This window comes from Jannaschia sp. R86511, assembly GCF_042466345.1.
Lineage (GTDB): Bacteria > Actinomycetota > Actinomycetes > Actinomycetales > JBBAYJ01 > Aquipuribacter.
In genome coordinates this window covers 3,364,485-3,377,783 of record NZ_JAXHCD010000001.1, presented here as the reverse complement: position 1 = coordinate 3,377,783, position 13,299 = coordinate 3,364,485, and the positions used below count along the sequence as shown (strand labels likewise).

Below are 13,299 nucleotides of genomic sequence, written 5' to 3'. Positions count from 1 at the left end.
AGGGACACACCCCACATGCTCGCTCGTATCCACAAGTCCATGCGCGACAAGGACCAGGGCTTCACCCTGATCGAGCTCCTCGTCGTCATGATCATCATCGGCATCCTCGCGGCCATCGCCATCCCGGTCTTCCTCAACCAGCGCGAGCGCGCCGTCGTCTCCTCCATGGAGTCCGACGCCCGCACCGTCGCCAACGAGGTCGAGACGTTCTTCGTCGACAACCAGGAGTACCCCGGCGACTTCGGCCCGGTGGAGACCGTCCCCGCGGCCAACCTCAACGGCAACGACATCAACCTGTCCGCCAACAACCGGGCCGAGCTCACCGCGACCGCCGACGCCTTCTGCATCGAGCTCACCCGCGTCCCCGGTTCGCCCTCCGACGCCCTCACGGTCTCCTACGACAGCGACGCCGGCGGCCTCGTCGACGCCTGCGCCTGATCCACCTGATCCGCGCCTGGCCCCCGGTAGTCGGGGGCCAGGCGGCACCATCTCGCCACCACCACCGGGAGCGCACGACATGGACGGAGCAGGCCGGGAGTCGGGCTTCAGCCTCGTGGAGCTGCTCGTCGTCATGGTGATCATCGGGATCCTCGCCGCGATCGCCGTGCCGGTCCTGCTGAACCAGCGCGCCTCGGCCTTCGACACCAGCGTCCGCGCCGACCTGCGGGAGGTGGCCCGGATCATGGAGACCTACTACGTCGACGAGGGCGAGTACGCCGGTGACCTCGAGGTGCTGGCGGCGGCCGTCCCGCCCCCCACCCAGCTGAGCGGCGACAACGAGGTGGCCCTCGTGCCGGCGTTCACCGACGAGCAGGCCTACTGCCTGGTCGGGACCAGCCCGCACAGCGACAGCACCATCCACTACGACTCCGACGGCGGCGGCCTGCTGGCCCCCGGCGCCCCCTGCACCTGACGCGCCCGCGCCACCGACGAGACCTGGAGCACCACATGACGCGCACCGACCGGCGAGACCGCCGCGACGAGGGGTTCACCCTCATCGAGACCGTGGTCGCGGTCATGCTCATGGCCATCATCCTGGCCGGCGTCGCGGGCCTGCTGATCCGGAGCACCTCCAGCGCGGCGCACCTCGCGCGCACCAACGTGGCCGCGCAGCTGTCCGACCAGCAGATGGAGCTGGTCCGCGCGGTCCGGCCGACCGAGACCGACCCGGGCGCGAGCAAGCTGCTCGACGGCCGCAGCCAGTCCGCGGTCGAGGGCCAGTGGGCCGACGGCCCGGCCGAGCTGGCCGGCACCGACCCGGCCTGGGACACCAGCCCCAGCGGCACGCCGGCCGTCCCGCTGCGCAGCGAGCAGACGGTGGACGACCAGCCCTACGTGCTGGAGACGTACATCGGTACCTGCACCCAGGCGCAGAACCCGACCACCGGCGTCCCCGTGGGGCCCTGCGCCACGACCGTGGCCGACGGCGTGCTGACCTACCGCGTGCTGGTCCGGGTCAGCTGGGAGCGGGGCGGCACCGAGACCTGCGGCGGCGGGGACTGCGAGTTCCTGCTCACCACGCTCGTCAACGCCGACGGGGACTTCATCTTCAACACCGGCGCCGACGTCGAGGGGCCCAGCGGGGCCGCCGACGACGTGTCGGTCGCGTTCAACACCGTCAGCGCCAGCTTCAACGTGCTGACCAACGACTCCCCGGGCGACAACGGCTTCGCCACCAACCCGGTCGGCGTGACCCAGCAGCCCGCCAACGGCGTGCTGTCCGCGAGCCAGGCCACCGGCACCATGACCTACACGCCCAACGCCAACTACCACGGCGTCGACGGCTTCGTCTACAAGCTCACCGACTCCTCCGGCCTGGTGTCCGAGGAGGTCTTCGTCACGGTCACCGTCAACCGCCCGCCCGTCCCGACCGCCGCCAACCTCGCCCTGACCGGGACGCGCGGCGTGGCCCGCCCCGTCACCGTGCTCAGCCCGGTCAACGCGAAGTGGCACGGGACGAACGCGGTCAGCATCGTGACCGCCCCGGCCAGCGGGGCCGCCATCAGCATCTCCGGCGGCGTCATCAGCTACACCGCGCCGGCGCTGTTCGCGGGGACCGAGACGTTCCGCTACCGGATCACCGACCTGAGCGGGCAGACGGCCGAGGCCGTGGTCACGGTGACCGTCGCCCCGCCCACGGCTGCCAACGACGCCTACGGCGCCTCGCGGACCGGTCCCGTGGACTTCAACGTGAGGTCCAACGACTCCCCGGAGTTCGCGGCCGCCACCGTCACCATCGTGACGGCCCCGTCCCGCGGCACGGCCCAGGTCGTCAACGGCCAGGTGCGCTACACGGCCACGCCGATGACGCCGGGGACGAGCGACTCGCTGGTCTACCGCGTGACCAACGGACCGCTGACGGCGACGGCGACGGTCACCATCACCATCCCGCCGCTTCCCACCGCCGTGGACGACACGGCTCAGGCCGTCCGGGGCTCGGCGGTCGACATCAACGTGCGCGGCAACGACAACACCGCCTTCGCCTCGGGCACCGTGACCGTCACGAACGGTCCCTCCCACGGCACGGTGGCCGTGGTGAACGGCCAGGTCCGCTACACGGTGGACCCGAGCACCACGGCGACGAGCGACTCGCTGGTCTACGAGGTCGTCAGCGGCGGGCTCAGCTCCTCGGCCAACGTGACAATCACGATCCCGGCCCCGCCGGCCCCCACGGCCGCCTCCGGCACGGCCTGCTTCCCCAACCAGAGGAACCGCAACGTGAGCATCGACCTGCTCGCCCTGGTCACCGGTCCGGGGGTGGACGGCAGCAGCATCACCATCCGGACCGCCCCGAACAACCGCTACACGCTGCGGTCCGGGCCCGAACCCGACGGAGTCGTGGTCTACCGCACCTCGAACAACCAGAACCCGAACAACAGCTCGTTCACCTACCGGGTGACCGACAGCCTGGGCCGTACGGCCGACGGCACCATCCAGCTGCGGCCGGGGACGTCGTGCTGACCCGGCTGCGTAGCGTCGCCCGGCGCGACGACGCGGGCTTCACCCTGGTCGAGCTCATGGTCGCGATGTTCATCTTCTCGATCCTGCTCGTCATCCTCACGGCGGGGATCAGCGCGATGAGCCGCTCGACGGTGCGGGTGACCGCCAGCGGCGAGGCCATGACCGACCTGAACCGGCTCTACAACCGGCTGGACAAGGAGGTGCCCTACGCCACGGCGCTCAACCGCCAGGTGCTGTCCGGGGGCGACTGGTACCTCGAGTACTTCACCGACTCGACGGAGGCCGGGGCCAGGCCGTTCTGCACCCAGTACCGGCTGGACACCTCCGCCCGAGCGGTCCAGGTCCGGAGCTGGAACACCGAGGGGGCGCTCGGGCTGACCGGCTGGACGACCCTGGCGGTGGACGTCGTGCCGCGGGCCGGCTCGCCGTGGCTGGTCCGCCCCGCCGACGACACCTACGTGCGGCAGCGCCTGACCGTCGCGGTCGACGTCGAGCAGCCCGCCACCCCGGTGCAGCAGCTGGACACGACCTTCGTGGCCCGCAACACCACACCGGACACCGGGACCAACGCCGACCAGGACGCCGACGGCCGCAGCGACAGCGAGGTCTGCATGAACCAGGGAGTGGGACGATCGTGAACCAGCACCGCAGCAGCGCCCTCGTGCGTCTCCACCGCGCGCTGGAGGCCCGGCTCCGTACCGGGGCCGGCCTGCGCGACAGCGACGACGGCGCCGCCATGATGTTCGTCCTGCTGACCATGCTGATCGCGACGTCGATCAGCCTGCTGCTGCTGGGCACCATCATCTCGCAGGTCGGGCCCGTGCAGTTCGGTCAGAAGAACGTCCGCACCGTCCACGCGGCCGAGGCCGGCATCGACGTCGCCCTGGGCCAGATCCGCGCCGCCACGGCCGCGGACCCCCTGGACGCGACCAAGCTGGTCGGCGACCGGGGCGGTCTCCCCTGCGTGACGGGGGAGGAGTTCGGCCACCTGACCGGTGAGCTGGGCGCCTCGCCCGGCGACCTGAGCTACGACGTCGAGATCCGCTACTACTCCGAGGACCCGGCCGGACGCAACGAGACCTGGCGGGCGGACAACGCACTGGCCTGCGCGGCCGGCGGCGGCCCCACCCTGACCCCCACGTTCGCGCTGATCCAGTCCCGTGGCCTGGGCGAGGGCGTGCCGCAGCGGGAGGAGACCGACGGCAACCGGCGGCTGGAGACCATCTACGACTTCCAGCTGACCAACGCCAACGTCGCCGGCGGGCTCATCCACACCTACTACGACGGCAACGCCGCCAGCCGTGACCTGTGCTTCGACGCCGGCAGCGAGGCGCCTGCGGTCAACACCCGGCTGACGGTGCAGCTGTGCCAGCCCGGCCAGGGCCGTCAGCTCTGGTCCTGGCGCAAGGACTTCACGATCGCGCTCGCCCTGACGCTGGACCCTTCCTACACCGGCACCTCGCTGTGCGTGACGGCGGTCGGCACCGGCAACGACCGGCAGGTCCAGCTGCGCACCTGCGGCAACGGCTTCGACCAGAAGTGGGGCTACAACGACGGCGCCCAGTTCCAGGGCCGCCTGGCCGGTGACACCACCAGCCGGCACTGCTTGATCGTGGCGACCGACAACACGGCCGGGTCGTTCGTCAACGCCACCACGGGCTCCTGCGGCGCCGGCTACAACCGCCGCTCCACCTGGCGCCCGGAGGCCCGCGTCGGCGCCGGCTCGGTCGGCGACATCGAGGGCAACTTCGTCAACACGCCGTTCCAGTGGGTCAACTTCTTCGAGTTCGGCCGCTGCTTCGACATCAGCAACTGGAACGTCAACTACCAGTCCATGATCGCGTTCCCCTGCAAGCAGGACCCGGTCTCGGCGGTCGGCTGGAACGAGACGCTGCTGTGGGACGACGCCACCAAGCAGCTGTACACCCGGACGACGTCGAGCAACCGCAGCTACCAGCAGGCGGTGGACGCCGGCGGGGCCAAGTACTGCGTGCAGTCCCCGGCCAGCAACGGCGGCTTCGTGCTCATGAAGCCCTGCGCCACCGGCACCATCCCCAACAACCAGAAGTGGACCGTCAACCGCAAGGTCTCGGACTACTCCGGTTCCTACACCATCGTCGACACCAACAACCGGTGCATGTCGGTCGGCCCGCCCAACACCGGGGCCCCGGACACCTCGATCCACCAGTGGTCGAGCATCATCGCCGAGACCTGCGACGGCAGCGGCCGGCAGAAGTGGAACGCCCCGCCCAACGCCGCCCCCTCCGTCACCCGTGACACCCGTGAGCTCCCCGGCTCCTGAGCCGGTCGTCCGGCCCCGGCCGGGGCACCACGGCGCGGCCGCCACCCGGCGGCCGCGCCCCCGTGCTGGGATGGGCCGGTGAACGCAGTGGTCGACGTCGCCGGTCCCGACCTGCCCCTGCTGGTGCTGGCGGTCGTCGCCGCGGGCGCGTTCGGGGCGATCATCGGCTCGTTCCTCAACGTGGTCATCCACCGGGTGCCGCGCGGGGAGTCCGTCGTCTCGCCGCCCAGCGCCTGCCCGGGCTGCGGCGCGGCGATCCGGGCCCGGGACAACGTGCCGGTGTTGTCGTGGCTGCTGCTGCGTGGCCGGTGCCGCGACTGCGGCGAGCCCATCAGCCCGCGCTACCCGCTGGTCGAGCTGGCGACGGCGCTCGCGTTCGCCGGAGTCGTGGCGGCCGTGCTGACCACCGGACCGACCCCGTGGGTGCTGCCCGCCCTGCTGTACCTGGCCGCGGTCAGCATCGCCCTGTCGCTCATCGACGTCGACGTCAGGCGGCTGCCGGACGCGATCGTCCTGCCGAGCTACCCGGTCATGCTCGTCCTGCTGGCCATCGCGTCAGCGGCGACGGGGGACTGGTGGGCGCTGGGTCGCGCGGCCATCGGGGCGGTGGCGAGCTTCGCGTTCTTCTACCTGCTGGCGCTGCTCTACAAGGGCGGCATGGGCTTCGGCGACGTGAAGCTCGCCGGCGTGCTGGGCACGGCCCTGGCCTGGTACGGCTGGGCCCACCTGGTGGTGGGCACGTTCCTCGGCTTCCTGCTGGGCGGCGTGGTGGGCATCGCGCTCATCGCCCTGCGCCTGGGCAACCGCAAGACGATGATCCCGTTCGGCCCGTACATGATCGTCGGGGCCTGGCTCGCGATCGGCTTCGGCGGCGGCATCGCGGACGCGTACCTGCGCACCGCCGGTCTGCGCTGACCCACCTGCCGACCCACCCGCTGCGTCCGGGCGTGACCCGGTGCGGCAGCCGGGGATGACCCGGACGGGTGACCGTGGCGCCCGGGGGCCACCGACCGGCACGTCGCCGCTCAAGCGCCCCCCGGCACGGCCGATGTCTGCCCTGGGAAGCGGGAGGACCGCCGCCCGGGGGTCGATGCGTCGGCCCCGTCGCAGAGGTGAAGGAGACGCGCCGTGGCCGCACGAAGCGCCATCGGTCTCGACATCGGGACGTCAGGCGTACGCGCCGCCGAGCTGTCGTTCGGACGTCACGGGGTGACGCTGGAGAAGTTCGGCCAGGTGGCCGTGCCGCCCGGGTCGGTCAGGGACGGCGAGGTCGTCGAACCCGTCGCCGTCGCCGAGGCGATCCGGGAGCTGTGGGCCGCCACCAAGTTCTCGCGCAAGGACGTGGTGCTCGGCATCGCCAACCAGCGCGTCGTCGTCCGCACCGTCGAGGTGGCCTGGCTGCCGCCGGCGGAGCTGCGCAAGAGCCTGCCGCTGCAGGTGGCCGACCAGCTGCCCATGCCCGTCAACGACGCGGTGCTGGACTTCCACCCCCTGGAGGAGGTGCACGGCCCGCGCGGCCGGATGCTGCGGGGCCTGCTGGTCGCCGCCGTCCGCGAGAGCGTCCTGGGCAACGTGCGCTGCGTCGAGCGCGCCGGCCTGCGACCCACCTCGGTGGACCTGACCAGCTTCGCCGTGCTGCGCTCGCTGGGCGCCCGCGGCCTGGACGACACCCGGACCGAGGTCCTGGTCGACGTCGGCGCCCGGGTCACCAACATCGTCGTGCACACCGCCGGCGTCCCCCACTTCGTCCGCATCCTGCTGATGGGCGGCAACGACCTGACCGACGCCCTGGCCGAGCGGCTCGGCACCTCGCTGGCCGAGGCCGAGGGCATCAAGCAGAGCACCGGCCTGGACGCCGGCCCCGGGGTCAGCCCCAACGCCGTGCGCACCATCGACGGCTCCGCCCAGGCGCTGGTCGACGAGATCCGCGGCTCGCTGGACTACTTCCGGTCCTCCTTCGCCGGCACGCCGCCCGAGCGGGTGGTGCTGTCCGGCGGCGGCTCCACGCTGCGGGGCTTCGCGGCCCGCCTCGAGCAGGGCGTCCGCATCCCCGTGGTGCAGGGCAACCCCATGCAGACCATGCGGCTGGGGCGGACCGGCCTCGACGACGCGCAGCTCGCGCTCGTGCAACCGCTGGCGGCCGTGCCCGTCGGCCTCGCCATGGGAGCCAACCGATGAGCACGCAGCAGCAGGAGACCAGCCGCGAGACCGTCGTCCCGCTGACCGGGGAGTACCCGGTCGCGCGCGTCGACCTGATGCCGCCGGAGATCGCCGAGCGTCGTCGCTTCGCCAGGGCCCGTGGCTGGATGGTCGTCGGTCTGGTCGCGGTCTCGGCCGGGCTCGGCGCCGGCTGGTACCTGGCCGCGGCCGACGCCGCCGCCGCGCAGGAGGAGCTCGCCGCCGAGCAGGCCCGCACCGTCGAGCTGCAGGCCGAGGCCGCCCAGTTCGCGCAGGTGCCGGCCATCCTGGCCAGCGTGGGCCGCGCCGAGAGCGCCCTGGCCACGGCCATGGCCTCCGACGTCGAGTGGTACCGGTACCTGTCGCAGATCGGGCAGAGCGCGCCGGACACCGTCTGGTTCCAGACCATCACCGCCGCCACGGTCGCGCCCGGTTCCTTGACGGCCGACCCGCTGGCCCCGCAGGACACCGTCGCCGAGGTCTCGACCACCGGCCGCGCCCTGTCCTACCCGGACGTGGCGACCTGGCTGGACGCCATGGACGGGATCAAGGACCTCGACTACGTCTTCTTCACCGACGCGACGCTGGACGACGACACCGGCGAGGACCCGTGGGTCGACTTCACGGCGACCTCGAAGGTCGCCCCCGGCGCCTTCTCCGACCGCTACGCCCAGGAAGGGCAGTGACATGGCTCTGACCAAGACGTCCGCGTGGTCCCTCGGGACGCTCGGGCTGTGCGTGGCCCTCTCGGCCGGGGCCTGGTTCCTGGCCATCGAGCCGGAGCGCGCCGAGGCCGCCGACACCCGTGAGCAGACGGTCGCGGCCGAGCAGTCCAACGCCCAGCTCGAGGTCCGCATCGAGCAGCTGCGTCAGGAGTACGCCGACCTGCCGACCCGGCAGGCCGAGCTGGCCGCCATCCGGCAGGCGCTGCCCGACGAGCCCGCGCTCGCCGGTCTGATCCGCGCCGTCAACGAGTCGGCCGACGACGTCGACATCGTCCTGAGCAGCATCACGACGGGCGCCGTGAGCGCCGTGGTCGACCCCAACGCGGTCACCGAGGTGACCGACGAGGGCGCCGAGGCCGGGGCGGAGGCGAGTGCCGAGCCGAGCGCGGAGCCGTCGACCGAGGCCTCGGCGGAGCCGGCCGACGCCGCGGCCGGGGTCACCGTCGTCGAGGGTGCGCCCGCCGGCGCCGTGCTGGCCGCCGTGCCGATCACCATCGACACCCGGGGCGGCTTCTTCGAGACCAACCTGTTCCTCAAGGCGCTGCAGGCGGACATCTCGCGTGCGGTCCTGGTGGACGGGCTGACCATCACCGCCATCGACGAGGAGGACGTGGACCCCGGCACCGTCACCACGTCCATCACCGCCCGCGTCTTCGTCTTCGTCGACCCCGACAGCGTGGACTCCATCGACGCCCCGGTCCCCGCGACCGACTGAGCAGGAGACAGACATGACCACCACCCCGTCGACGTTCGGCCAGCCGAGCGCACCCACGCCCGCCCCCGAGCCCGAGCCCGTCGTGCAGGGCCGCGGCCGCACCGTCGCCATCGTCGTCACCGCCGGCGTCGTCGCCCTCGGCGTGCTGGGCGGGGCCGCGGCCCTGGTCCTGGCGCCCGGCGGCGAGGACGACGTGCCCGTCGCGGCGCCCCCCGCCCCCGCGGCCGTGGAGCCCAGCCCGGAGCCGTCCGCGGCCGAGGTCGTCGAGCCGCTGCCGGTCTCGGCCGTCCGGAGCCGCAACATCTTCGTCCCCTTGGTGGACAACGCCAGCTCGAGCGAGGAGGGCGAGGACGAGGAGGCCGCGGACGGCGGGTCGGTCGACGTCGACGTCACCCCGGTCACCGACGTCACGCCCGTCAGCCCCGGCGGCGGCAGCACGGGTGGTGGCGGCGGGATCGTGGTGACCCAGCCCGTCGACACCGAGGCGCTGGACGCCCTCCGGGCCTCGGAGGAGCGCGTCGCCCAGCTGGAGGCCGAGATCGCCGACCTGCAGACGCGGCTCGAGGTCGCCGGCGACGACTCCGCCCTGGAGAACGAGCTCGCCGACGTGCAGGAGCGCTACGCGGACCTGCTCGAGGAGGCCGAGAAGCTGGCCGACGAGATCGACAGCGTCGTCTTCGTCAACGTGTTCGAGGTGGACGAGGACGACGCCGAGGCCCTGACCCTGACCCTGCTGGTCAACGGCGAGGAGCGCACTGTCGACCTGGACCCCGAGACCGACGTCACCGACTCGACCACCATCGCGACCACGAGCGGCGGCTTCGAGATCACGGTCCGGTACCTGTCCTACGACGGCGAGGCCACGCCCGAGACCGTCACCCTGCAGGTCGGCTCCACCACCTACACCGTGTCGACCGGGGCCAGCCTCAGCTTCCAGCTCTCCTGAGCCCCACCCCGCCCGCCCCGCCTGCGCGGTGGCCGTCCGAGCGACGGCCACCACGCAGCGGCGTCCGGTGCGTCTGACACGATGAGGACCATGCGCTGGATCACCGCCGGGGAGAGCCACGGCCCCGCCCTCGTCGGCGTCGTCGAGGGGGTGCCCGCCGGGGTGCAGGTCACCTCCGACGACGTCGCCGCCGTCCTGGCCCGTCGCCGACTCGGTCACGGCCGCGGCGCCCGGATGAAGTTCGAGCAGGACCAGGTCAGCTTCCTGGGCGGGCTGCGCCACGGGGTGACCATGGGCGGGCCGCTCGCGGTGCAGGTGGCCAACACCGAGTGGCCCAAGTGGCAGACCGTCATGAGCCCGGACCCGGTCGACGCCGCCGAGCTGGCCGGCCAGGCCCGCAACGCCCCGCTGACCCGGCCCCGGCCCGGCCACGCCGACCTGGTGGGCATGCAGAAGTACGCCTTCGACGACGCCCGTCCGGTGCTGGAGCGCGCCAGCGCGCGCGAGACGGCGGCCCGCGTGGCGCTCGGCACGATCGCGGCGGCCCTGCTGCGGCAGGCCGCGGGCGTCCGCCTGCTCAGCCACACCGTGGCCATCGGGTCGGTGGCGGTGCCGGAGGGCACGCCGCTGCCCGCGCCCGAGGACGTCGACGCGCTCGACGCCGACCCGGTGCGCTGCCACGACGTGGCCACCAGCGCGGCCATGGTCGAGGAGATCGACCAGGCCCGCCGCGACGGCGACACCCTGGGCGGGGTGGTCGAGGTGCTGGCCTACGGCCTGCCGCCGGGTCTGGGCAGCCACGTGCACGCCGACCGCCGGCTCGACGGCCGCCTGGCCGGCGCCGTCATGAGCATCCAGGCCATGAAGGGCGTCGAGATCGGCGACGGGTTCACCACGGCCCGCCGCCGCGGCTCGGTGGCCCACGACGAGATCGAGACCGGTGGCGACGGCCGGCTGCGGCGCCGGACCGGCCGGGCCGGTGGCACCGAGGGCGGCATGAGCACCGGTGACGTGCTGCGCGTGCGCGCCGCGATGAAGCCGATCAGCACGGTGCCGCGGGCGCTGGACACCGTCGACGTGTCCACGGGCGAGGCCGCGCAGGCCATCAACCAGCGCTCCGACGTCTGCGCGGTGCCGGCGTCCGGCGTGGTGGCCGAGGCCGCCGTGGCCCTCGTCCTGGCGGAGGCGCTGCTGGAGAAGTTCGGCGGGGACAGCGTCGGCGAGACCGCCCGCAACGTCCGCGCCTACCTGGACACCCTCACCATCCGATGACGAGGACCTGATGACTGCACCCGCCACCGCCCCGACCCCGGGGGTGGACGCACCGCTGGTCGTGCTCGTCGGCCCGCCCGGCTCCGGCAAGACCAGCGTCGCCCGCGCCCTGGCCGCCCGGCTGGGCGTGCAGGCCCGCGACACCGACGCCGACGTCGAGCGCACCGCCGGGGCCACCGTGCCCGAGATCTTCTACGACCGGGGCGAGCCCGCGTTTCGCGAGCTGGAACGAACGGCCGTCGCCACGGCCCTGGCCGAGCACCGCGGTGTCCTGGCCCTGGGCGGGGGAGCGCCGATGGACCCCGCCACCCGTGAGCTGCTGCACGACCAGCGCGTGGTGTTCCTCGACGTCGGCCTGGCCGCCGCGACCAAGCGGATCGGCATGGACGCCCCGCGCCCGCTGCTGCTGGACGCCCCCCGCGCGACCTGGCTGCGGCTGATGGACGAGCGGCGCCCCGTCTACACCGAGGTCGCCACCCTCGTGGTCATGACCACCGAGCTGGACCCGGACGGCGTGGCGGCGCAGGTGCTCACCGCGTTCACCGACCTTCGTCCGGCCGGGAGCCCGGCGTGAGCGCGGCGACGGTCGTCCGGGTCGAGGGCGCCCAGCCCTACGACGTCGTCATCGGCCACCGGCTGCTGGACCGGCTGCCCGCGCTGCTCGGCACCGACGTGCGGCGCGTCCTGGTCGTGCACCCGCGGGCCTTGCGCAGCACGGGCGACGCCGTGCGAGAGGACCTCGCGGCGCTGGGCTACGAGGCCGTCACCGCCGAGGTGCCCGACGGCGAGGAGGCCAAGAACGCCCAGGTCGCCTCCTTCTGCTGGCAGGTCCTCGGTCAGGCAGGGTTCACCCGCTCCGACGCGGTCGTCGGGGTCGGCGGGGGAGCGGTCACCGACCTGGCCGGGTTCGTCGCGGCCACCTGGCTGCGCGGCGTGAAGGTCGTCCACGTCCCGACCACCCTGCTCGGCATGGTCGACGCCGCCGTCGGGGGCAAGACCGGCATCAACACCACGGAGGGCAAGAACCTGGTCGGGGCCTTCCACCCGCCGGCGGGCGTGCTCGCCGACCTGTCGGCGCTGCAGACGCTGCCCGACTTCGACCTGCGGGCCGGGCTGGCGGAGGTCGTCAAGTGCGGGTTCATCGCCGACCCGGACATCCTCACCGTGCTGGAGACCCAGCCCGAGGAGGCCGTCCGCTGGGACTCGCCCGTCCTGGCCGAGCTCATCGAGCGCTCCGTCACCGTCAAGGCGGCCGTGGTGTCGGAGGACCTCAAGGAGTCCGGCCTGCGGGAGGTGCTCAACTACGGGCACACCTTCGGTCACGCCATCGAGCTGGTCGAGCGCTACTCCTGGCGCCACGGCGCCGCGGTCAGCGTCGGCATGGTCTACGCCGCGGAGCTGGGCCGTCTGGCCGGTCACCTGCCCGAGCGGGTCGTCGACCGGCACCGCACCATCCTGACCCGGCTGGGCCTGCCCATCGTCTACCGCGGCGACCGCTGGTCGGCGCTGTACGACGCGATGCGCAAGGACAAGAAGAACCGCGGCGACCTGCTGCGCTTCGTCGTGCTCGACGGCTCGGGCCGGCCCACCCGGCTCGAGGGCCCCGACCCGTCGCTGCTGCAGGCGGCCTACGTCGAGGTCAGCGACTCGTGAGCGGCCCCCGCGTGCTGGTGCTCAACGGGCCCAACCTGCAACGCCTGGGCACCCGGGAGCCCGAGGTCTACGGCCACGCCACCCATGCGGACCTGGTCGCGCTCGTGGAGCGCACCGCCGCCGAGCTGGGGCTGGCGGCCGAGGTGCGGCAGAGCGACGACGAGGCCGACCTGGTCCGCTGGCTGCACGAGGCCGTGGACACCGGCCGCCACGTGGTGATCAACCCGGCCGCCTTCACCCACTACTCCTACGCCCTGCGCGACGCGGCCGCCCTGGTCGGCGGGGCCGGCCTCACGCTGGTCGAGGTGCACATCAGCAACCCCCACGCCCGGGAGGCCTTCCGGCGCCACAGCGTCGTCAGCCCGGTCGCCACGGGGGTCGTGGCCGGGTTCGGTACCGAGGGCTACGCCCTGGCCCTGCGGGCCGTCGCCGCCCGGCACGGCTGACCGGGCGGCACCGGGCGGCATCCCCCGATCGGCGGAGGCGGGCCGCGACCTTCGGACCGGGTCGCCGCCCAACCGTTCCCATCGGCGCACGGCTGCGACAG

Annotated in this window: 14 protein-coding genes; all 14 read left to right on the top strand. The window is 73.2% G+C overall.

Going from position 1 to position 13,299, the window contains the following annotated elements; translation table 11 throughout:
- Positions 1-15 precede the first annotated feature (15 nt).
- A complete protein-coding gene (locus SJY06_RS15785; RefSeq protein ID WP_380168492.1) occupies positions 16-438 on the top strand; it encodes a type IV pilin protein in 423 nt (140 codons plus the stop codon).
- Positions 439-517: 79 nt separating this feature from the next.
- A complete protein-coding gene (locus SJY06_RS15780) occupies positions 518-913 on the top strand; it encodes a type IV pilin protein (RefSeq protein ID WP_380168491.1) in 396 nt (131 codons plus the stop codon).
- 35 nt (positions 914-948) lie between these two features.
- On the top strand, positions 949-2,961 hold the full coding sequence (locus SJY06_RS15775; RefSeq protein WP_380168490.1) for an Ig-like domain-containing protein: 2,013 nt from the start codon (positions 949-951) through the stop codon (positions 2,959-2,961).
- Positions 2,955-3,599, top strand: a complete 645-nt coding sequence (locus SJY06_RS15770; RefSeq protein ID WP_380168489.1) for a type II secretion system protein J — start codon at positions 2,955-2,957, stop codon at positions 3,597-3,599. Before SJY06_RS15775 ends, SJY06_RS15770 begins: the two co-directional genes overlap by 7 nt.
- A 23-nt stretch (positions 3,600-3,622) precedes the next feature.
- Entirely contained in the window at positions 3,623-5,263 is a 1,641-nt protein-coding gene (locus SJY06_RS15765) for a ricin-type beta-trefoil lectin domain protein (RefSeq protein ID WP_380168488.1), read from the top strand.
- A 78-nt stretch (positions 5,264-5,341) separates the two neighbouring features.
- On the top strand, positions 5,342-6,178 hold the full coding sequence (locus tag SJY06_RS15760) for a prepilin peptidase (protein ID WP_380168487.1): 837 nt from the start codon (positions 5,342-5,344) through the stop codon (positions 6,176-6,178).
- 213 nt (positions 6,179-6,391) lie between these two features.
- Positions 6,392-7,441 (top strand): type IV pilus assembly protein PilM, encoded by a 1,050-nt coding sequence (pilM, locus tag SJY06_RS15755; RefSeq protein ID WP_380168486.1) that lies wholly within the window; start codon positions 6,392-6,394, stop codon positions 7,439-7,441.
- Entirely contained in the window at positions 7,438-8,127 is a 690-nt protein-coding gene (locus SJY06_RS15750) for a PilN domain-containing protein (protein WP_380168485.1), read from the top strand. The genes pilM and SJY06_RS15750 overlap by 4 nt, the downstream gene beginning before the upstream one ends.
- 1 nt (position 8,128) lies before the next feature.
- On the top strand, positions 8,129-8,881 hold the full coding sequence (locus SJY06_RS15745) for a hypothetical protein (RefSeq protein WP_380168484.1): 753 nt from the start codon (positions 8,129-8,131) through the stop codon (positions 8,879-8,881).
- A 13-nt stretch (positions 8,882-8,894) separates the two neighbouring features.
- Complete coding sequence (locus SJY06_RS15740; protein WP_380168483.1) at positions 8,895-9,827, top strand: hypothetical protein; 933 nt, start codon at positions 8,895-8,897, stop codon at positions 9,825-9,827.
- A gap of 90 nt (positions 9,828-9,917) precedes the next feature.
- Complete coding sequence (gene aroC / locus SJY06_RS15735; RefSeq protein WP_380168482.1) at positions 9,918-11,099, top strand: chorismate synthase; 1,182 nt, start codon at positions 9,918-9,920, stop codon at positions 11,097-11,099.
- A gap of 10 nt (positions 11,100-11,109) precedes the next feature.
- On the top strand, positions 11,110-11,673 hold the full coding sequence (locus tag SJY06_RS15730; RefSeq protein WP_380168481.1) for a shikimate kinase: 564 nt from the start codon (positions 11,110-11,112) through the stop codon (positions 11,671-11,673).
- On the top strand, positions 11,670-12,752 hold the full coding sequence (gene aroB, locus SJY06_RS15725) for a 3-dehydroquinate synthase (protein ID WP_380168480.1): 1,083 nt from the start codon (positions 11,670-11,672) through the stop codon (positions 12,750-12,752). The genes SJY06_RS15730 and aroB overlap by 4 nt, the downstream gene beginning before the upstream one ends.
- Positions 12,749-13,198 (top strand): type II 3-dehydroquinate dehydratase, encoded by a 450-nt coding sequence (gene aroQ / locus SJY06_RS15720; protein ID WP_380168479.1) that lies wholly within the window; start codon positions 12,749-12,751, stop codon positions 13,196-13,198. The genes aroB and aroQ overlap by 4 nt, the downstream gene beginning before the upstream one ends.
- Positions 13,199-13,299: the final 101 nt, after the last annotated feature.

Coding starts and splice junctions, on each gene's coding strand:
- SJY06_RS15785 (WP_380168492.1), top strand. CDS start 16: ATGCTCGCTCGTATCCACAAGTCCATGCGCGACAAGGACCAGGGCTTC.
- SJY06_RS15780 (WP_380168491.1), top strand. CDS start 518: ATGGACGGAGCAGGCCGGGAGTCGGGCTTCAGCCTCGTGGAGCTGCTC.
- SJY06_RS15775 (WP_380168490.1), top strand. CDS start 949: ATGACGCGCACCGACCGGCGAGACCGCCGCGACGAGGGGTTCACCCTC.
- SJY06_RS15750 (WP_380168485.1), top strand. CDS start 7,438: ATGAGCACGCAGCAGCAGGAGACCAGCCGCGAGACCGTCGTCCCGCTG.
- SJY06_RS15745 (WP_380168484.1), top strand. CDS start 8,129: ATGGCTCTGACCAAGACGTCCGCGTGGTCCCTCGGGACGCTCGGGCTG.
- SJY06_RS15740 (WP_380168483.1), top strand. CDS start 8,895: ATGACCACCACCCCGTCGACGTTCGGCCAGCCGAGCGCACCCACGCCC.
- aroC (WP_380168482.1), top strand. CDS start 9,918: ATGCGCTGGATCACCGCCGGGGAGAGCCACGGCCCCGCCCTCGTCGGC.
- SJY06_RS15730 (WP_380168481.1), top strand. CDS start 11,110: ATGACTGCACCCGCCACCGCCCCGACCCCGGGGGTGGACGCACCGCTG.